Here is a 21,344-nt window from a genome sequence, read left to right on the forward strand (position 1 = left end):
GCGCTGGCTATTTCCGGGCGGCACTGGCCCAGGCACCAATACAGTACAGCGTGGCTTTCCCGAATGCGGTACACCACGAGGCGCAAGTGACGGTGGTTTTCTCCGATCTGAAGCCCGGTCCGTTGCAGGTACGCATGGCGCGCAGCTCGCCAGGACGCTATGCCCTGCACGAGTTTGCCAAGAACGTGTACGCCGTAAAAGCCACCGACTCCAAAGGCAAAACACTGACTATCAGCCGTCCCGATCCTTCCGGCTGGGATGTAACCGGCCACGATGGCACGGTGCGCTTTAGCTACACCCTCTTCGGCGACCGTACCGACGGCACCTACGCGGGCATTGATGAGCGTCACGCCCACCTGAATATTCCCGCCACTTTGGCTTACGGTCGCGGCCTCGAAGATCGCTCCGCCCAAGTGCGTTTTGAGCTGCCCACCGGCTGGCAGGTAGCCACGCAGCTGCGCCCCGAAACGACCGCCAACACATATTTTGCCCCCCACCTGCAATACCTCATGGACTCGCCTACCTCGCTGGGAGTCCAGCAGGTGCGCACCTGGCAGGAGCAAGGCAAAACCATTGAGCTGGCGGTGCTGCACGAAGGCACGGCGGCTGAGCTCGACACCTACGCCGACCAGACGAAGAAGATTGTGCGGGAGGCCAGCGCCGTTTTTGGGGAGCTGCCGGCTTTCGATTTCGGGCGCTATACATTCATTGCCAACTATTTGCCCCAGACCAGCGGCGACGGTATGGAGCATCGCAACTCCACCTCGCTTACCAGTGCCCGCCCCTTGCGCGGGCAAGGGGCAATTGACAACCTCGGCACCGTATCGCACGAGTTTTTTCATGCCTGGAACGTGGAGCGAATCCGGCCGAAGTCGTTGGAGCCGTTTGACTTTGACCGCGCCAACCAGAGCGAGGCATTGTGGTTTGCGGAAGGATTTACCATGTATTACGGCGACTTGCTGTTGCGCCGGGCTAATATTCTGACGGAAGATCAGTACATGAAGGAGCTGACAACCATCGTCAACAGCATGGTAAACTCGCCGGGGGCCCGTTTGTATTCGCCGGTGCAGATGAGCCAGCAGGCGCCTTTCGTGGATGCGGCGGCGGCAATTGATCCGAATAACCGCGTGAATACCTACCTCTCGTATTACACCATTGGGGGAGCAAATGCGCTGGCGCTCGATCTGATGCTGCGCCAGAAGCACCAGACGGATCTGGACGCGTATATGCGGGCCGTATGGCAGCAGCACGGGCAGGGCCAGCAGAATTTTGCCCCCAACGCCCCTACACGCTCCCGGATTTGCAGCGAATTCTCGGGGAAGTGGCCCGCGACACAGCCTTCGCGGGTCAGTTTTTCCGCACTCATATTACCGGGCACGAACTACCTAATTACGAAGAGTTGCTGGCTCCTGCCGGCCTGTTGGTGCGCCGTGCCCGCCCCGGCCAGCCCAGCTTAGGTTTCCTCGACTTAACTTTTGCCCCCAGGGCGCTACCATTGCCGGCAGCACCTTGGTCGGTAGCCCGCTTTATCTGGCTGGCATCGATCGGGAAGACGTGCTGCTTAAGCTCGATGGCAAAAAGCTGAAGGATCGGGAGGCGCTGCAAAAACTGCTCAAAAAACACAAGCCCGGTGACGTGGTTCCCGTGGAGGTTCGGACCCGCGCGGGAGTGCGCACCGTGCAGGTCACGCTGGCCGAGGTTCCGTCGGTAGAAGTAGTGCCGGCCCCCACGGCTACGCCCGAGCAGCTGGCGTTTCGGGCGGCGTGGCTGGGAAGTAAAGTGAAGTAGAGAGGCTTACGTTTTGATTGAGAATCCCCGGCTCGCGCTTATTTACGCGGTTATTCTGCTCGATGTGATTGTGGGCTCGGCTATCGGTCCGATTCTGCCGGAGTATGTGCGCGCGTTGCCGCAGCCACAGCTGTGGCTGTCATTGGGTACGGGTCTGTTTTTGGGTGTGCAGCTGTTTTCGGCCCCGCTCCTGGGCCGCCTTTCCGACGGCTACGGCCGGCGGCCCATCCTGATTTTGTCGGCGGCGGGTACGCTGCTGGCTACGGCTTTGCTGCTGCCGGTGCGCACGGGCCTGTATTTCGTCAATCGGCTGAGCGACGGCCTCACCAACGGCATGTACGCCACCATCCGCTCCTCTATTACGGACATTTCGAATAAAGACGACCTGTTCAAAAATCTGGGAATTGAGGGGGCAATTATCTCCCTGGGTTTCGTGCTGGGGCCCATGGCGGCCGGCTTGCTCCTGACCACGCTGGAGGTGCCCCGAGTTGAAGAAGCGGCTTATGTCTCGGCCTTGGCGGTGGGCCTGGCGGCAGTGAATGTGCTGCTGAGCTTTCTTCTCCCCGAAACCCACCGCCAACGCTCGCCCGTGCGCGGAGCCGAGCTGCGCGCCGAGCTAAGCCGCGGCCTGAACCCCTTAACCCTGTGGACCCGCCTGCGTGCCCTGGATACTCCTAGTAGCGACCTGCGCCGCATTGTGCTCATGCAGTTGGCCCTCACGCTGAGCACAGGCTATTATTTTTACTTCGTGCCTTTCGTGAGTTTGGGCGAGCAGCAGATGAACGCACAGGAGATCTCCTACTTTTTCATGTTCTTCGGAGCCTTGAGCATTGTGCTCAACTATGTGTTTTACACCTACTTTGCCGATCGTATCAATCAGCGGCGGGCTATTTTCTGGCTAGCGATACTGGGCGTACCGGTGCTGGCTGGTTATGGTCTCATCGGCTCGTCGCGGGTGGGCCTATACGTGCTCGTGACGCTGGATTGCCTTACATTCTCCCTTATTCTGGGCTTGCTGGAAGGCTTGCTGGCCCAGCGCACAACTGAAGCAAACCGCGGTGAAGTATTTGGCTTGAATCAGGCGTTGCAGGGGCTGGCCAGCTTTGCTACTACGTTGGTATTCGCTGGCTTATCCGTGCTGGATCTGCGGCTGCCGTGGGCGTGGTTTGCGCTGTGCCTGGGAGCCGTAGCGTGGCAGGCCCGCCGCGGCACAACGCTGAGCCCGGCTACTCATCCACGAATCTAAAGCATGATTTGGGAGTTTTCTTCGTATCAAAGAGCAACCAATTCTCCCTGAGTGGGGTCTGGTAAGTTCCAGCTTCGTAACTTGAAGCTGCTTTCTGGTTTTGCGCTTTTCGCTTTGATCTATGGTTTCTAAAGTATCCGCTTTCCTGATTGGAGCCTGCCTTTGCCTCGCAGGCAGCGTGCTGGCCCAAACGCCCACTGAGGCAGAAGCTGGCTCGCCAACGCCCAGCTTACTTCGCTCGCGGGTTTCTTATAACCTGAGCGCTGGGGCTATGTTCGCCGGCCGCCTTGGCTCTGCCACTTACCTCAGCCCAACGATGAGCTACCAGGCTACCAACCGGCTTCGACTATTCACCGGCCTGACGTATATACGCTCCTTACCAGGCGTATACTACTCCCCTACTGCTATTACCGATGGCGGCGGCCCCATCACGAGTGCTCCGATGGCCACCAACCATTACCTGGTGCAGGCTGGCGCCGAATATGCGCTCAGCCCGCGCGTTTCGTTGACTGGTACCGCCTGGCGCGACTTCTCCAATTTGCCCCCCGCACCTGGTATCCGAGGTTTTAGCGGTGGCAACATGGGTTCAGGGGTCAATGTGCGGGCTGATTATCACATCACCGAAAACTTCTCCATTTCGGGTGGGGTACGCTACTCTACCGGCGCTGCTCCGGGTTATGGCATGGGTATGGGTCCGGGCTCGCCCTACGGGTGGTAACTCTTTGCACTGCTTAACAGTTAGTTAAAAAAGCCCCCCAGTCACGACTGGGGGCTTTTTAGCGTTTTGAACAGGTTGTTTGTTTACCTTTCCACGCCGCTTTCCACTTCTATTTCGCCTATTATGGCCGCTCGAACCACGTATCGTCGCAACAAAAACCTGAAAACCATTCGCCCGAATTATCCGGGCAACAAGATGATTGGCGGCGAGTTCTGCAACGGCGAAGCGCTGTACGAGCCCAAGTTCAGCAACGTAATCCGCTGGCAGCTAAGCGAGAACCCACAGAAGGCTGAGAAGAAGTCCGACACCTGGACGCCGGCCGTAGTGCCGTGCGCCGAGGCCTTTACCTCAAATGAAGATATGCTGGTGTGGCTGGGCCACGCCACGTTTTTGTGGCGCGTGGCCGGCGTCACGCTCTTATTCGATCCGGTGCTGTACTCGTCTCTGGGCCTGCGGCATCGGCATGCCCTTCCCTGTCGCCCCGAAGAAATTACCGGCATCGATTATCTGCTGCTCTCCCACGGTCACCGCGACCATCTCGACGAAGCTTCCATAAAACTGGTAGCCCGGCAAAACCCCAACATGCAGGTGCTGGCGCCGCTTCATATGACCAAGCTGCTGCGCGGCATGGCTCCCAATATGTCAGTGCAGGAGGCGGGTTGGTGGCAGCAATATGATCTGGGGGGCAATTCTGCGCTGGAAATCACCTACCTGCCCGCCTCGCACTGGCACCGCCGCGGCCTGCTGGATATGAACCAGGTGCTCTGGGGCAGCTTTATGCTGCGCGTGGCGGATAAGCTGCTCTACTTCTGCGGCGACAGTGGCTTCGGCGACCATTTTGAGCTGATAGAGAAGCACTTCGGCCCCCTCGACATCTGCATTATGCCCATAGGCGCCTACAAGCCATCTTTCATGATGCAGCAGAGCCACATGGACCCGCACGAGGCCGCCAAAGCCGCCAATATTCTGCGCGCCGGCCATGTTGTTCCCATGCACTACGGCACCTTCGACCTGTCCGATGAGCCCGCCTCCGAGCCCCTACGCACTCTTCAGGAGGTAGCCCACGGCCAGATGCTGCGCGGCGAGCTGCACGCTCCGGCCGTGGGCGAAGTGCTGCGCTGGCAGGACTGGGAATAGGGTAGCTGCCGGGCCACCAACCTATATTATTGCTGTAAATAAGGCATTGCTGCTTAGCTTTACTCTTTATTACGAGCCGGCCGGCCGACGAAACCCAGCGTTTTTACCCGGCAACATCCTTCGTTCAATCTCAGCACTTCCGAATGTCGCCCACCCTTATTTTGAGCCTGATTGCGGGCTACTTTGTCATTCTTATCGTCATTGCGCTGCTTACTTCGCGCAAAGCCACCAGTGAGAGTTTCTTCGTTGCCAACCGAAATGCCCCCTGGTATATGGTGGCCTTCGCCATGATCGGCACCTCGCTATCGGGCGTCACGTTTATCTCGGTGCCGGGCATGGTGCAGGCGCAGTCGTGGAGCTACATGGCGGTAGTGATGGGTTATACGGTTGGCTATCTGGTTATTGGATTAGTATTAATGCCCTTGTATTATCGCTTGCGGCTGATGTCTATTTATGGGTATCTGGAGCAGCGCTTCGGGTTTTGGAGCTACAAAACCGGGGCGCTTTTCTTTTTGATCTCGCGGGCGGCGGGTTCTGCCTTGCGCCTGTATCTGGTGGCGGGCGTGCTGCAACTGGCCGTATTCGACGATATGGGCGTGCCTTTCGTGGTCACGGTTATTGTCAGCATCATGCTTATCTACCTCTACACCTTTCGTGGGGGCTAAAAACCATTCTCTGGACCGATACTTTCCAGACGCTGGCCATGCTTACCTGCGTGGGCGTAAGTATTTATCTGGTGTCGTCGGAGCTGAATCTGGGCTTCGCTGATCTGGTGCGCACGGTGAAAGAAAGCGACATGTCGCAGATCTACTTCTCGGATATCAAGGACGACAAGTTTTTCTGGAAGCAATTTGCCTCCGGGGCCTTCATCACCATCGTCATGACCGGCCTCGACCAGGACCTGATGCAGAAAAACCTGAGCTGCCGCAGCCTCGGCGATGCGCAGAAGAACATGTTCTGGTTTACTATCGTGATTGTATTCGTCAACATCTTGTTCCTGACGCTGGGCGTGCTGCTGTATAAGTTTGCGGCCGAAAAAGGCATTCAATTGCCAACCAACGCAGCAGGCAAGATTATCGGCGACGACGTATTTCCGCTGCTGGCCACCGAGCACTTCACCTTGTTTGCGGGCATCATCTTCATCCTCGGCATCGTGGCCGTCACCTACGCCTCCGCCGATTCTGCCCTCACGGCGCTTACTACGTCGTTTTGCGTCGATTTCCTTTCCATCCAGCAGTATCCGGAAAAGAAGCAAACCCAACTGCGCCAGCTTACACACCTGGGCTTTTCGGTTGTGCTCATTGTCATTATTCTGATTTTCCGCGCCATCAACGACCAGAGCCTTATCACGGCCGTGTTTAAGCTGGCGGGCTACACGTACGGGCCGCTGCTCGGCTTATTTTCCTTCGGCATCATGACCAGCCGCATGCTCCGCGAGCCGCTCGTGCTGCCGGTTTGCATCGCGGCGCCGTTGCTTACTTTGCTCATCAATGCCAATTCGGAGGCGTGGCTGGGGGGCTATAAGTTCGGATTTGAAATCCTGCTGCTCAACGGCTTACTTACATTTCTGGGGCTATTAGCTATTTCGCGGTCAGCAGTGCCAGAAGCAGTACCAGAGTTGAACCCTGCGCGCTAATAGTTGTTGGAAAAAGGATGGCCCGCTAACTGGTTTGTACCTTTGTCGTACGCCGCTAGTTGGGGTATTTTGCCCCCCAGTCTGGTTTTATCCTTTTCGCCCCGTGAAAATCTTTCCTCTTCTGTTGCTGCTTGTGGGTTTACCGACGGCCGTATGGGCTCAGCAGCCGGCTAAAGCTCCCGTTGTGTTAAAGCCCGGCCAAATGCAGGCTCAGGCCAAACCGGCCGCTAACCGGCCCGATGTGCCTCCGCAGTTTCCGGGTGGCGCACAGGCAATGAATGATTTTTTTCAGAAGCAGGTAAAGTATCCGGCCGTCGCACGCGACAAGTCTATTACGGGCAACGTGGTTACCACTTTCACCGTGGAGGCCGATGGGCGCGTCAGCAACTCGGCGGTTACTACCAGTCTTTCCCCGGAGTGCGACGCGGAAGCCCTGCGCGTGCTTTCGCAGATGCCGGCCTGGAAGCCTGCCACCCGCAAAGGGCAGCCGGTAGCCGTGCAGGTGCGCTTGCCCGTGCCATTCGGCAATTCAACGATTATCGAAGTGGAGAAGCCCAAGGGCAAAATGAAATACGAATAAATAAGACATGAGTACAGAGAGGTGAGAAGTGAGACTCTGTTCCGCCATAATCACGGAGACAGAACAAGGTCTTACTTCTCACCTCTCTGTACTCACTTCTAAGATAGAATGGCCAGAAGTGGAATGAATACCAGCGGCACGACCCTTGATCCGGACGTGCCCAAGAAGAAATTAACGAAGGAAAGCTTCCGACAGGGCCTGCGAATATTTCGCTATGTGCTGCCCTACCGCACCAAATTCATTGTGGGGATGGTGCTGCTGGCTTTGTCCAGCGCCACGGTGATGGCCTTTCCCTGGGTTATCGGCAAACTAACCGACGCGGCCAATGGTCAGCCGTTTGTGTTGCCGAATGGCGGCGCGCTTACGATCGATACAATCGCGGTGGGCCTGTTTGTGATTATCCTGTTTCAGGGCGTTTTCTCTTTTGGGCGGATCTGGTTTTTTACGCAGGTCAGCGAGTTTACCGTGCGTGATATCCGGCAGGCCTTGTACCGGAAGTTCGTAACACTGCCTATTCCTTACTTCGAGAAAAATCGCGTAGGTGCTATCACCTCACGCATCACCTCCGATGTGGGCCATATTCAGGACACCTTCTCGCTTACGCTGGCTGAGCTGTTTCGCCAAATCACGACGCTGGTTGTCGGCACCGTGTTTATCATGATGGTGTCGGTGAAACTGTCGCTGTTTATGCTGGCGACGTTTCCGCCTATTGTGCTGCTGGCCATGTTTTTTGGCCGTAAAATCCGGATATTAGCCAAGGCAACGCAGGATGAGCTGGCCAAAACCAACGTTATCGTAGAAGAAACGCTTCAGGGAATTAATACGGTGAAGGCGTTTACCAATGAGCAGTTTGAAACCAACCGCTATACCGCTTCGCTCACCAATACCGTCAGAGCCGCTTTGCGCAGCAACCGCTACCGCGGCGGCTTTGTGTCGTTTGTGATTGTGGGCCTTTTTGGGGGCATCATTCTGGTGCTGTGGCGGGCTGCTTCCTTGGTGGCGGCGGGCCAGATGACTATTGGCGACCTGACGTCTTTCGCCCTTTACACCATCTTTATCGGTGCTTCGGTCGGGGGCTTGGGTGAGCTGTATGGCAAGGTTCAAACTACGCTGGGCGCCTCAGAGCGCATCCTGGAAATCCTGGATGAGCCCTCGGAGCCCACGCACCGCCCCCGCATGGTAGGCATGGCCCCCCTGCAAGTGCGCGGCGACATCGACTATCAAAACGTAGCCTTCAGCTATCCTACCCGCCCCGATTTGCCGGTGCTCAAGGATATCAGCTTCGATATTCAGGCCGGCGAAAAGATTGCGCTGGTGGGCCCCAGTGGTGCCGGTAAAAGCACCATCGTGCAGCTGCTCATGCAGTTTTATGAGCTGAGCGCGGGCAAAATCCTCATTGATGGCCGCGACGTGCGCCTGTTTGACCTCACGGAGCTGCGCGGCCACATCGGCATTGTGCCCCAGGAAACTTTGCTGTTTGGTGGCTCTATCCGGGAGAACATCGCCTACGGCAAAACCGACGCTACCGACGCCGAAATAACGGAAGCAGCTCGCAAGGCTAACGCCTGGCAGTTCATCTCTTCTTTTCCCGAAGGTCTGGACACGGTGGTGGGCGAGCGGGGCATTAAGCTTTCGGGCGGACAGCGGCAGCGCGTAGCCATTGCCCGCGCCATCCTGAAAAACCCCGCCATCCTCATCCTCGACGAAGCCACTTCTTCCCTCGATTCGGAGTCGGAGAAGCTGGTGCAGGACGCGATGGATGAGCTGATGAAAAACCGCACCAGCATTATCATTGCCCACCGCCTCAGCACCATCCGTAAAGTGGATAAGATTCTGGTTATCGACGGGGCCGCATCGTGGAGCAAGGCCGGCACGAAGAGCTTTCGAACAGCGAGAACGGGCTATATGCGAATCTGCTGAAGCTCCAGTTTGAGTTGTCATAGACTAGCGGGGCGTTTGTAGTCGTTAACTTCTATATTTAGAAGAAGCTACCCGCAACCGCTCTACCCATGACTTATCGTATTTTAGCAAAGCTTCAGGCAGGCCGGAAGTCACGCATTAGCCTTTCCGCGCCCAACGTAAGTATGATTGGGGGGCTTTTTGTTTGGCCCTTGCTGTGTTTTTTCTTAGCTACTGCCCGTTTCAAATCCCCTGAACCTTATGTGCAATTGCCAACCTCTAGCGGGAGCGGGTGCCTTAAAATGCCTGAAGGAAGACTAGGTATCATAAGTATTGACAAGCAGAAACGTCTGTACTTTTCGTTTGATGAGCCCTATCAATCAGAAATAATTAAACGGGTTGCTGCTAGACGTAGAGTTCGTTTCACTGCTACTCAATTAGCTGAGTTGGATAAAATGCCGTTCCTTTTTATGGATGTTCGGCAGCTTCCATGGTACTTGTCACTTTCTTTACTTAAGCGTAATAACATCACCCTGTTGGGTATCCCATCTAGACTTGATAATGATGTGGATGACCAATTGGCTGAATGCATTGCAGCAGCTCAGTCTGCTCTTCACGATAAGAATGGTCTGTACCCTTTCTTTTCCATTCGTGCTGATGCTAATCTTGAATTTCACGAAGTGCAGCGTGTATTCACTTTGTTGCAGAAGCATAATGTGAATAGGATCAACCTTGCAACTATTATGGAAGAGAAGGATTCAGCTCTGCTTTTCTAAAGCTGTACCATCAGGCAGTTTTGCCTACTTTTACTGCATTCAAACACCCATCTATTCCCTTCCATGACCAACATTTTCAAGACTGCCAGCGCAACGTTAGCCCTGAGCGCCTTACTGCTGGCCGGCAACGCCCAAGCTCAGATTAATACCCCCAGCCAAGCCCGCTCAGCACCGTGACCCAGCGCGTAGGCCTGACGGATATCACGATTACGTATTCGCGCCCCAGCGCCAAGGGCCGCACCGTAGCTGGCAACCTCATTCCGATGGGAAAGCGCTGGCGTACAGGCGCTAACGCCACCACCAAAATCAAGTTTTCGGACGAGGTGATTCTGGAAGGCAAAAAGGTGCCTGCCGGCGAATACGGCCTGTACACCATCCCCAACAAGGATAAGTGGACGGTGGTACTGAGCAAGAACACCAAGCAGGGTGCCAACGTGGACGACTTCAAGGATGAGGACAACGTGGCTTCCATCTCGGCCAAAACCTACAACCTGGCCAACAAGGTGGAAACCTTCACCATCAACTTCAGCGACCTTACGCCCGCTACTGCCAACGTGGATATGCAGTGGGAAAACATCGGCGCCAAGTTCCGCATCACGACGGAGGTTGACGCCAAGGTGATGGCCCAAATCAATGAGAAAGTAATCAACGGAGCAGCCACCGCTACTCCCGCCGATTATGCTGCCGCTGCCGTGTACTACCTTGACAATGACAAGGATATGAAGCAAGCCCTGGCCTGGATGCAGAAAGCCAACGAGAAAGATCCTAAGTTTTGGAACATGCACACGGAGGCCAAAATCCGCATGAAAATGAAGGATTACAAAGGTGCTACCACCGCCGCTGAGCAGTCGAAGAAGCTGGCTACCGAAGCCAAGAACACTGACTATGTAAAGATGAACGACGAGCTGATTGCCACCGCCAAGAAAGGCGGCACTACCAAGTAAATCTGCGTTCCATAAGTTAAAAAAGCCCCCAGACAGTTTCTGGGGGCTTTTTTTGTATTGGTATTCAGCGTATCAAAACGGCTAGCGGCCTGCCTGTGGACCTCTGGGCAGAACTTGTTGCCCTAGCGTAGCCAGCAGCATCACCAGAGCACATCCAATAATATTGTACCATAGATAGGCAATGTTGGTGGTCTGGAAGAGCAGAAAAATCAACGCTTGCGTAACGACAGCAGCCCAGAAAACGGCGTTTCCCCCGATTTTCTTCATAAAAAAAGCCACCACGAAAATGCCCAGAATGGTGCCGTAAAACAGGGAGCCCAGAATATTAACCGCTTGAATCAGGTTTTCCAGCCGGGCGGCGTACAGGGCGAAGGCGATGCCCAGCACGCCCCACGTGATGGTAGCCCAACGAGACACGCTTACATAATGCCGCTCATCGGAGCGCGGGCGGGCTGGTTTATACAAATCGATAACGGTGGTGGAAGCCAGAGCGTTAAGTCCGGCGGCGGCGCTGCTCATGGCCGCACTCAGCACCACCGCAATGAGCAAACCCACCAGCCCGCGAGGCATGTATTGGAGCACGAAGGTTAGGAAGACATAATCAGTGTCTTTGGCTTCGGCTAAAGGAGCCGCCTGCTTGAAGAACGTCTGCGCTTCTGTGCGCAACTCGCGAATAGCGGTTTGAGCGGTTTCTAACTTGTTTTGGGCAGCGGCCAACTCTACTGCGTTATCTTCTTGTTGAAGCGCAGCCACAACTTGTTCGGTGGCGGCGCGCTTCCCTTCAAAAAGCGAAGCGTGGCGCTGCTCCAGACCCTGAAGCTGGGGGCAAATTCGGCCTGATTCGCGATTTGCTCGCGTACAGGCCGGTTGAAGGTGAGAGGCGGCTGGTTGAACTGATAAAAGACGAACAGCAATACTCCAATCAGCAAAATTCCAAACTGCATGGGCACTTTCACCAAGCCGTTCATGAGCAAACCCAGGCGGCTCTCAGTGATGCTGCGGCCCGCCAGGTAGCGCTGCACCTGGCTCTGGTCGGTACCGAAGTACGACAAGGCCAGAAAAAGCCCCCCAGTCATGCCCGTCCAGAAATTATAGCGGTCGGAAGGGTCGAAGGTAAAGTCAATGAGGTTGAGCTTGCCTTGGTTGCCAGCTACCTGCATGGCCTCGCTAAATCCCACGCCGGGGGCAAATAATGTACGAGCAGATAGCCAGCCACCACCATTCCCGTAAAAATAACCGCCACCTGCCCCTGCTGCGTTACAGCTACCGCGCGGGTGCCGCCCGCCACCGTATAGCTGATCATCAGGCCCCAATCAGCCAGACGGTGAGGTTGATATTCCAGCCCAGAATAGCCGATAGCACCAGCGCTGGCGCGTACAGGGAGAGGCCGTTGCTCAGCCCGCGCTGCACCAGAAACAAGCCCGCCGCCAACGTCCGGGTGCGCCGGTCGAAGCGCGTTTCGAGGTATTCGTAGGCCGTAAAAACCCGCAGCCGGTGATAAATGGGCACGGCTACGGCCGCAATAAGCACCATAGCCACCGGCAGCCCGAAGTAGAACTGAATGAAGCGCATCCCGTCGTCGTAGGCCTGTCCGGGCGTACTCAGAAAGGTGATGGCGCTGGCTTGGGTGGCAATAATGCTCAGGCCGATGCCCCACCAGTTAGCCTGGCGTCCGCCTAACAAATAACCGTCGAGGGTGCGGCCGGCGGTACGCGTGCGCCACGTGCCATAGCCTACAATAAAAAGCAGTGTGCCCCGAGTACCAGCCAATCGAGTGCACTCACGCGAACCAGTAAGTTAAAATCGTGAACCCAATCAACTCTATCACTAGTGCGCTAATAACCAGCGTGTACCAGCCGCGCCACGTAGCAAAAAGCGGCGGTTTGTTCGTATCAGTGAGCGGCGGAGCGGATGGTTCGGGGGTGGGGGGCATTTTTACTGGTGAAACGTGGGGCGGGAAGCAGTAAGGAGCGAGCGGACGACAGAAGGTTGCTTTTGGGCGCGGGAAATGGGTTATAGCATCTTACTTACCCAATGAAATCATATTCGTGAGCAGGCGGTAAGCACCGGGCACACCAGCCGGCAGCTCTCTGAAAAACGACAACCCAGTGTAGATATAGTGGCCCTTGCCGTAGTCAGCGACCAGAATAGCGCCGTCTTTGGGCGACTCGCCGGGGTCGTTGCTGCTAATGATGGGCTGATACTTCGCGTCCCATTGGCTCGGATAGTACAGGCCCTGCTCCTGCACCCACCCTTGAAAGTCGCGACTGGTAATTTTGTTCGGCGTGTTGAGCAGCGGGTGCTGGGGCTTCAGGAAGCGGACTTCGGCATTTTCTACAGTCACCCGGTCGTTGGACAACTTAAATGGATACGGCCCGATTTCGGGCAATACGGTGCCCCGATTCACGGTGTACTGCACAATCAGATTGCCACCGCCCTGCACGTATTCCAGGAGCACCGACTGCAGAAACCGCAGACGATTCACGGTATTATAGGCGCGCACGCCCAGCAGCACGGCATCGAAGCGGCGCAGGTTAGCGGGCGTGAGGTCGGTTTCCTTGAGGGTCGTTACCTGGTAGCCAATCTGGCGCAACGCATCCGGCACTTCGTCGCCGGCGCCCATTAGGTAGCCTATCTCATTGCCTTTGCGCTTGAGGTCCAGCTTAATAAGCGGCGCGGCGGCCTCAGGGAAAAGGGTTTGGGTGGGAATATGGGTATACACAATCGGCTGATAACCGCGAGCGTATGTCTGCCCGTCCACGGTAGCTACCGCGCGCAGCTGACCAGCGCTTTCAGTAGTGCCCGTAGGCCGCACCCGAAACTCCAGTGTTTGCTCCTGCTCCTTGTTTTGCAGGACGAACGGCAACGAAGCAGGCTCAGCTACCCAACCGGGGGGCAAATTCAGCGCGACGGTGCCCCGCACCCCGGCTCGGCCGGCTTTCACCGTCACGGGTACCAGCTTAGGCTGGTTATCCGCAAACACATAGGCTTTGCCTCCTATGTTTACGGCTACCGGCGGCACTACCGTCAGGGGCCGATATAGCTCGCCTTCCACTGGATCAGTACGCTTGTACTGCACCGGCACCGAATAGAAAATGGGCGTACCCGCTACGTTCAACAAGCAACCAACATAGGCGGTGGCGGGGTTCTCGGGCGTCCCAATGAGGTTTTGCCGATTGATCAGCAGGGCAGCAGGCTCTTTTTGCCCCCAGCCGGCACTATGCGCTGACCAGTTACAGGACCAAGCAATGCTGTGGAACTGCTTTCGGCTACCAGCAGCTTTTCAGGCACCGTATACATTCCCACCGTACCTGGCAGCCGTAACCAGTAAGGCTGCGACGCCTCTACCTGCGAGCTAACCTGGAAGCGCAGCCGAACCCGGTTCAGCTCATTCACGACCAGGGGCTTATTCAAAGTAGTATCGCGCTGGTAAGCTATCAAACCAGTTCCCACCCACGTCACAGGCACAGCAGAGCGATTAATAGCTTCCACCGTCACGGTAACGGGTTGGCCGGGCGAGGTGGTAGCCTCGGCAGCTGTAGCCTCCAGGTATAGTCCCAGGCAGGCTTTTATCAGTTGTTCTACCTGCTCCTGCTTTTCTTTTTTCCAGAATCCATCATCCGGGGCCTTCAATAAAGCCTCGCGCACTTTCAACAAACCGGCTACGCTGGCGGCGGGGTTGGCCGGGTCAAACTCCTTTATAGCTTGGCTCACCAGTTTGCCGACGGGCGCACCACCTTTTATGCGGTTCCAGCTCAGATCAACGCCTTCCAAAAGATCCTTCTGCGCCTTCTCCCCTTTCAACGGCTCCAAATATTCGATGGCTTCCCCCCGCGTGGCGGCCGAGCCAAAGCCCTGGCTTTTATGCTGAGAGCGGCTGGTAGCTGCAATTTCACCATAGCTTTTGCCCAGTAAGGCGTTGTAGCTGCCTGCATCTACCACGATTTTGCCAGTGGCGTCAAACTTCTGGCCTGGCTGAATAAAAAAAGAAGAAGTGTTCCAAAATAGCCGCTTGGGCTGCCACGCCTGCACATATTGAAGCTGCTCCGGAAAGCGCTTGGGGTCGCCGGCTGCATCAAAGGCATCGAGGGCGAGCTGGGCGCTGGCGGTATGGTGGCCATGTGTGCCGCTGGGCTGAGGCGAGAAGCGCGTGATCAGTACATCGGGGCGGCGCTGCCGAATAACCCAGACCATATCGGCAAGTACCTGCTCCCGGTCCCAGATAGTAAAGGTTTCCTCGGGCGTTTTGGAAAAGCCAAAATCGTTGGCGCGGGTAAAAAACTGGCGGCCGCCATCCGTACGGCGGGCCGCCAATAGCTCCTGGGTCCGAATGACACCCAATCCTTCCCGAATCTCCGGACCCACCAGATTTTGCCCCCATCGCCCCGCGTGCAGCTCAGGTATCCAGTCTCAAGCAGGCGGCCGTTCGCTAAGTAAGCAATCAGTCGGGTATTCTCATCATCAGGGTGGGCGGCAATATAAAGTGCCGAGCCCAGCACATTCAGTTTGCGCAAGCCCAAAGCGATGTCGGCAGCTGAATATGATTTTGGAGTTTGGGCTGAAGCCAACAGCGGCAAGAACAGCAAAAGCAGCGCAGCGCGCGAAAACACGAAAGTCATTGTGTGATAGTTAGCAGCAGAAAGCCAAAGGTAGCGGATAAAAAAAAGGAGTCGAAACACACAATCCAGCCTATCTACAAAACTCACATTTGATTAAACAACTTCTCACCAATAGCACTTTAATTATATTTATTAATTTTTAACACAAAAATTATACAAAATAATATAACTTCTTACCTACATTTGCCCGTATCAGGACTTTAAAAAACAATTCTGCCTATATGAAATCTTTACATATTGCATTAACGGCTTTAGGGGCCGTTTTTCTCTCGCTGGGGGTACCTGAGAGTGCGCAAGCTCAGTTCCGTACACCTGTTGTTGATGGGGCCTCAAGCCTTGCCGAATATGGCAATCAATATGCAAGCCCCAATGGTGATGATCCGAATCTCCTTTGGCGTATGACCTGGGATGATAACAACCTTTACGTTGCGGTTCAGGAGGCTAACTTACAAGAAGGAACTGCTCTATACATAGATACTGATCCTCAGACGCCAGTAAACGTAGGAGGTGGTAATGTCCTTAAAGGCTATCCTGTCTTCAGTATAAATGGCAACCTGCCCATTCAGGCTGACGTCTATATATATATTGAAAAATTCTATCGGGAGTACCGCATCTATAACAAAGAGTCAGGCCAGTGGGGCCCTGCACAGGAGTGGGGCAAACCGTTAGAAGCAGACAAAAACATTGGCCAATATGCCGATAATGGTGGAGCCGACGGTGAACGATGGAGCAGTCAAGAACCAGAGACAAACTTTCCTGGTACGATAAAAGAGTTTTCCCTTCCCTGGTCCCGCATCAGTACTACCCTTGCACGCCCAAAAAATTTCAACTGGTTTGGTTACAACATTTATGGCTTTGACCCAATCAGCTTAGAACCATTTATTCCTAATCCAATTCGGGGCGGTATATATGGTCAAGTACCTAGAGATAATGAATCCTCCTTTCGCTTTAACGACGTTGGGGACGGGCGGTATGAGGACTACAACTGGACCCGCTACTTCACGGTTTTAAATACTGACACAGAAGGCGCTACCACAGCTTTTGGCCCCAATGGCCTTGACAGCTATGCCCATACTGGTCCTCTTACCAGTACTCTACAGAGTATTTCAGTTTATGACTTTACGCTGAATACAGCTGGTGCTCTTATCACCCGCACCGGCGACGGTGATGGTTCTATCTGGAATATTCAAAACAACTTAACTGTTGCTAGCAATAGCACTCTTAACTTTGGATCTACAACTGCGCCTGTCATAGTAGGTGGTGATGTACTTGTTGTAGGAGAAGGTACACTCCGTTATCCTGTCGCTGCAGGAACCCTAAGGGTTGGTAGAAATATTCGATTAGCTACTGGAAATTCGCTCCTTGTCAATGCTGGTGTTACATTAACAGGAGCAGGTGCCCAGACAATTTCTACGGACAATAGTGCTCCTGTAGACTTCCGTTTGCTGACGGTGCAAGACGCTGGCGTTAAGACAATAGCTTCTAACCTTGATATCAGGGAAGCGTTAATCATAAATAATGGGATTTTGTCTACCGGTGCCAATGAGGTTCGGCTACGAGGAAGTGCTCGCCTGACTGAAAATGCAACTGGCTATTTGCTAGGTAGAGTTTCGACCTCAGCCCTTATTACTAATACTCCAGGAGCTACCTCTGATTTTGGCGGTATTGGTTTGAGAATTACCCAGCGTGGCAATGATCTTCCGGGCAATATAGATGTACTGCGCATTACAGGCGGCAGAGGCTTATTACAAAGTGGTACCCAAAATGCTCCTCTCCAGACGATTGCCCGTCGCTTCTTCATCAATAACAACCCGACGAATAATAGCGGCACCAATGTCACGCTGGAGTTCACCTATCGTGATATTCCTCCTACGGAGCTGAATGGTAACTCAGAATCTCAGTTGCGTTTATATGAGTCGAATAACATCATATCTGATCCTGTAAACGGTTATCAGTTGGTAACTCCTAGTAGCTCAAGTGTTCCTAGCCCAGAGACTAACACCTTAACGTACACAGGTCCACTGCGGCTTAACCGCTACTTCTCGCTCGCCGATGGCACTACGCCTCTACCAGTTGAGCTAATCAGCTTTACGGGTAAAGTTGAGGGGAATAACGTACGCCTGAACTGGGCCACTGCTTCGGAGCTACAGAACAAGGGCTTCGAGATCGAACAACGCACGGATCTGAGCGAGTGGAAGACCATTGGCTTCGTGAAGGGCAATGGCACGACCAACCAGCGTAATAACTATACTTACCTCGACCGCTCGGCAACGGCCGGCGTGAATAACTACTACCGCCTGCGCCAGATCGATCTGGACGGTAAGTCAGTATACTCGCAGCCAGTAACGGTGCAGCTTCGTGGTACTGGTCCGGTGGCCTTCTCAGTAAGCCCGGTGCCTACTACTGATATATTGACCCTCAATGGACTGGGAGCCGGCAAGCATGTCGCGGAGATTTATAATGCGCGTGGTCAGCGGGTAATGAGCCAGGAATTCAATGATTCGGCTCCTGCTACTTTATCTGTGCGCGCCTTGCCTGTTGGCGTATACATGGTACGCGTGCTGGATGCTAATCGGAGCGTAAAAAATGCCCGCTTCATAAAGCAATAACAGCTTCGCTTCATTTTCTTATAGCTTCGGCGCAATGGCTTCCATTGCGCCGAAGCTTTTTTTATAATTGCCCCACACGCTAATCTGGGCTACATTTAATTGTCTGAGCTTACCTTCGCCGCATGTCCAACACCCTGCATCTGCAAGACCTTTATATTTATCCTGTTAAGTCGCTGGGGGGCATTCGTCTTCAAGAAGCTACAATCGAAGCCCGCGGATTACGCCATGACCGTCGCTGGCTGATTGTAAACGAGCGTAACCAATTTATGACGCAGCGCCAAACGGCTGAGATGGCTTTGCTTCAGGTAGCGCCGGCACATAACGGTTTCATTATTACGCACCGCAACCGTCCAGATCTATTACCGCTATTCGTGCCGTTTGAGGCTACGCCAGAGCGCAGCTTGTTCGTTACTATCTGGGATGATTTTGTGTTTGCCTGGCGCGGCGAGCTGGCAGCCGACGAATGGCTCTCAGAAGCGCTCGGCTGCATCTGTCGCTTGGTGTATATGTCTGATATGGCCATGCGACCTGTTGATCCTGAGCTTAATCCAGCCGACGCAGTGGTGAGCTTTGCAGACGCTTATCCTTTTTTACTTATTGGGCAAGGCTCCCTAGATGAGTTGAATAATCGCCTTACGGAGCCGGTACCAATGAACCGCTTTCGACCCAACCTGGTGTTTAGCGGCGGCCTTGCCCACACCGAGGATACCTGGCAGGAGTTCCGAATTGGCGACCTGAGTTTTCGGGCTGTGGAGGCCTGCGGCCGATGCGTAGTAACAACCATCAACCAGAATACCGCCCACAAAAACCCTGAAACGCTACGCACACTTGCCTCCTACCGCACGCTGGGGGGTAAAGTTATGTTTGGCCAAAACGTGACAGGTCCGGGTTATGGCCAGCTACAAATTGGTGACGAACTGACGGTAGTCACCTATAAATAGTAGTTACTTTCTTGCTCGCTTTTCTCTTTGCTACAATTAAGTAGTAAGGGGAAAATGAGCGCATAAAAAATTATTAGGCTTAGGCTTATAAGAAGTATATAAAATCTACCAAAATTGGTACTTATAGAAGAATATTTATTATATATGATTTTCCAAACACAACCTTATCTGGTTTACAATCTATATTAGCGCATCTTATAAACATAATAAATATTGCCTATATGGAATTTTTACCTAAAGTATTAACGGCATTTGGAGCCGTATTTTTTTCATTGAGTACGTTGCAGGTAGCTCAGGCACAGGTTCCGGTTCTTGATGGACAAATCGCCCCCGGTGAATATGGCAGTTCGTATGAGACTGGAGGACAAACGTGGTACATGACTTGGGATGACACCAACTTATATGTTGCTACGATTAATGCTAGTGTCAGCGAAGCGTCAATTCTTTATTTTGACACTAATCCGTTGCCAATCGTTAATGCGGGCGATGCAAATAGTGGAACAACAACAGGTGTTACGTACGATAATACTAATGGCACTTTACCCTTCCGCGCTGATGCCGTTTTCTCTATAAAGGCTGCTAGCAATTCAACCGATAGTGGTAATAACGGTGGCCCTACGCGCCGGGTGGCCCGAAAATTCAACACAGAATCTGGATTATGGGGAGACGAAACACCAAACGTTGGATCAGTAGAACTTGGTCCTGGTGGGGTCCGAGAGTTTTCTATCCCTTGGTCAGCCATCAGCACTACCAATGCTCGGCCAGCAGCTTTCAATTGGTTTGGCTATATCGCGAATGGTAATGGCTTTGTATATGCTCAGGCTCCACGTTTAAGCACAAGTGGCACCATTGGTACCAATGCTTACTTTCTTCGCTACTTCACTGTACTGAATACAGTCGCCGGAAGTAATAACAGGGCTTTTGGTCCGAACAATATTGATAGTTATTCATATTCTGGTTCTGGCTTGCCTGAAAATATCTCTGGGCCTATAACTGTCTATGATTTTACCCTTAATAGCCCCAACGGTTTACTCACCCGAATTGGCGAAGGTTCGGTGTGGGACATTCAAGGAAGTTTACGAGTTGAAAACGGCACTTTAAACATTGGGGCTTCAAGTGCTGCAATTCGTGTCGTTGGGGATTTAACTTTTAGAGATGCAACTGCTTTCAGTGCTGGCAGTGCTCCTGTTATTCTTACAGGTACTGGTAACCAGACTATTAGTGGAGATACTTATAATTCCCTAATTATTCAGGGTCCAGGAGTAAAAACGATAACGAGTAACCTCACTATCAATGAATCACTTGTAATAAATAGTGGCACCTTAGCAACCGGTCCAAATACAGTTCAACTCGGAACAACAGGTCGGTTAAGCGAATCGTCAAATGGTTACCTGCTGGGAAGAGTTTCTTCATTAACGCCTATTCCTTTAGCCAGTGAGGGTAACTCCCATGACTTTGGCAATATTGGCCTCACCCTAACTCAGGGCCGGACCCAAGGCCAGGGTAATATTCTAAATACTGTCAGCGTGTTACGTGTAACAGGCTTACCGGGTACTCTACGAGGAGGATCTGAACTCAGAAGAACTATAAGTCGGCGCTTCTCCGTCAATGCCAATCTTAATAATAATGCTGGTAATCAGGCCTATAATGTATCAATGGACTTTAGATACCGTACGGACGCATTCGATGAGTTAGGCGGCAACAATCCATCTTTGTTAGAACTGTATCAATCTGAAAATGCTTCTAATTTTACTGGTTCATATACAGGTGTCAGTAATGTTCTATACGACCGTACTGTTCCTAACGTACTGAGGACTACTGGCTCCCTACGCCTTGATGGCACTTTCTTTTCGCTTGCTGATGGTGTTACCCCCCTCCCCGTTGAGTTAAATAGCTTCACGGGCAACGCAGAGAACAACGCGGTGCGTTTGACTTGGGCGACCGCCACGGAGCTCCAGAACAAAGGCTTCGACATTGAACACCGCACGGATTTGAGCGAGTGGAAAAAGCTGGGCTTCGTCAAAGGCAATGGCACGAGCAACCAGCGCCACAGCTACACCTACATAGACCGCGCGGCCGCGGCGGGCAACAACTACTATCGTCTGCGCCAGATCGATCTGGACGGTAAGGCAGTGTACTCGCAGCCGGTAACGGTGCAGTTAGGAGTTGTAGCCTTTACTTTGAGTCCGGTACCAGCTACCGATGTTTTGACCCTCAATGGATTGGGAGCCGGCAAACACACAACTGAAATCTATAATGTCCGCGGTCAGCGGGTGATGAGCCAGGAATTCTCGAATGAAGCGGCCACTACGCTCACCGTGAGCATGCTGCCCGCGGGCGTATATATGGTGCGGGTACTTAGCCCCGACCGGAGCGTGCGCCAGGCGCGCTTCATCAAGCAGTAAGTTCGCTTCCCTCTCTTGCTAGCTTCGGCGTTCTGGACTATCCAGG

General features: G+C 53.7%; 13 protein-coding genes and 3 pseudogenes. 13 read left to right on the forward strand and 3 right to left on the reverse strand.

All coding sequences use genetic code 11. From position 1 onward, the window contains the following. Positions 1–50 precede the first annotated feature (50 nt). From H9L05_RS01690 to H9L05_RS01735, 10 genes and pseudogenes are all read left to right on the forward strand, one after another. The gene (locus tag H9L05_RS01690) at positions 51–1,457 is read left to right on the forward strand and encodes a M61 family metallopeptidase (protein ID WP_187732772.1); all 1,407 of its coding nucleotides are present in this window, start codon (positions 51–53) and stop codon (positions 1,455–1,457) included. Positions 1,458–1,509: 52 nt separating this feature from the next. Further along, complete coding sequence (locus H9L05_RS01695) at positions 1,510–1,788, forward strand: PDZ domain-containing protein (protein WP_187732773.1); 279 nt, start codon at positions 1,510–1,512, stop codon at positions 1,786–1,788. Positions 1,789–1,801: 13 nt separating this feature from the next. Continuing rightward, positions 1,802–3,034 (forward strand): MFS transporter, encoded by a 1,233-nt coding sequence (locus tag H9L05_RS01700; RefSeq protein ID WP_187732774.1) that lies wholly within the window; start codon positions 1,802–1,804, stop codon positions 3,032–3,034. Positions 3,035–3,155: 121 nt separating this feature from the next. Next, positions 3,156–3,752, forward strand: a complete 597-nt coding sequence (locus H9L05_RS01705) for a hypothetical protein (protein WP_187732775.1) — start codon at positions 3,156–3,158, stop codon at positions 3,750–3,752. Between the two features lie 123 nt (positions 3,753–3,875). Beyond that, positions 3,876–4,889: an MBL fold metallo-hydrolase gene (locus H9L05_RS01710; RefSeq protein ID WP_187732776.1), complete on the forward strand. Its 1,014-nt coding sequence runs from the start codon at positions 3,876–3,878 to the stop codon at positions 4,887–4,889. Positions 4,890–5,032: 143 nt separating this feature from the next. Next, positions 5,033–6,525, forward strand: a pseudogene (locus H9L05_RS01715) (sodium:solute symporter). A gap of 103 nt (positions 6,526–6,628) precedes the next feature. Next, the gene (locus tag H9L05_RS01720; RefSeq protein ID WP_187732777.1) at positions 6,629–7,105 is read left to right on the forward strand and encodes an energy transducer TonB; all 477 of its coding nucleotides are present in this window, start codon (positions 6,629–6,631) and stop codon (positions 7,103–7,105) included. A gap of 108 nt (positions 7,106–7,213) precedes the next feature. Beyond that, positions 7,214–9,048: pseudogene (locus H9L05_RS01725) on the forward strand (ABC transporter ATP-binding protein). Positions 9,049–9,114: 66 nt separating this feature from the next. Next, entirely contained in the window at positions 9,115–9,780 is a 666-nt protein-coding gene (locus H9L05_RS01730) for a biopolymer transporter ExbD (protein ID WP_187732778.1), read from the forward strand. Positions 9,781–9,953: 173 nt separating this feature from the next. Beyond that, positions 9,954–10,724, forward strand: a complete 771-nt coding sequence (locus tag H9L05_RS01735; protein ID WP_223284670.1) for a DUF2911 domain-containing protein — start codon at positions 9,954–9,956, stop codon at positions 10,722–10,724. A gap of 81 nt (positions 10,725–10,805) precedes the next feature. Here H9L05_RS01735 and H9L05_RS26645 read toward each other — a convergent pair. The 3 genes and pseudogenes from H9L05_RS26645 to H9L05_RS01750 all read right to left on the reverse strand — a co-directional run bounded on the left by H9L05_RS26645 (position 10,806) and on the right by H9L05_RS01750 (position 15,089). Beyond that, a pseudogene (locus tag H9L05_RS26645) lies at positions 10,806–12,508 on the reverse strand (sodium:solute symporter). A gap of 239 nt (positions 12,509–12,747) precedes the next feature. Next, complete coding sequence (locus H9L05_RS01745; RefSeq protein ID WP_187732779.1) at positions 12,748–13,845, reverse strand: hypothetical protein; 1,098 nt, start codon at positions 13,843–13,845, stop codon at positions 12,748–12,750. Between the two features lie 59 nt (positions 13,846–13,904). Continuing rightward, complete coding sequence (locus tag H9L05_RS01750; RefSeq protein ID WP_187732780.1) at positions 13,905–15,089, reverse strand: PIG-L deacetylase family protein; 1,185 nt, start codon at positions 15,087–15,089, stop codon at positions 13,905–13,907. 475 nt (positions 15,090–15,564) lie between these two features. On the opposite strand from H9L05_RS01750, the gene H9L05_RS01755 reads away from it, so the two are divergent. From H9L05_RS01755 to H9L05_RS01765, 3 genes are all read left to right on the forward strand, one after another. Next, the gene (locus tag H9L05_RS01755; protein ID WP_187732781.1) at positions 15,565–17,952 is read left to right on the forward strand and encodes a T9SS type A sorting domain-containing protein; all 2,388 of its coding nucleotides are present in this window, start codon (positions 15,565–15,567) and stop codon (positions 17,950–17,952) included. Between the two features lie 122 nt (positions 17,953–18,074). Next, complete coding sequence (locus H9L05_RS01760; RefSeq protein WP_187732782.1) at positions 18,075–18,893, forward strand: MOSC domain-containing protein; 819 nt, start codon at positions 18,075–18,077, stop codon at positions 18,891–18,893. 221 nt (positions 18,894–19,114) lie between these two features. Then, positions 19,115–21,298 carry a T9SS type A sorting domain-containing protein gene (locus H9L05_RS01765; protein ID WP_187732783.1) on the forward strand — a complete coding sequence of 728 codons (2,184 nt, stop codon included), beginning with the start codon at positions 19,115–19,117 and terminating at the stop codon, positions 21,296–21,298. Positions 21,299–21,344 lie beyond the last annotated feature (46 nt).

It is taken from the genome of Hymenobacter qilianensis (genome assembly GCF_014489555.1).
Classification (GTDB): domain Bacteria; phylum Bacteroidota; class Bacteroidia; order Cytophagales; family Hymenobacteraceae; genus Hymenobacter; species Hymenobacter qilianensis.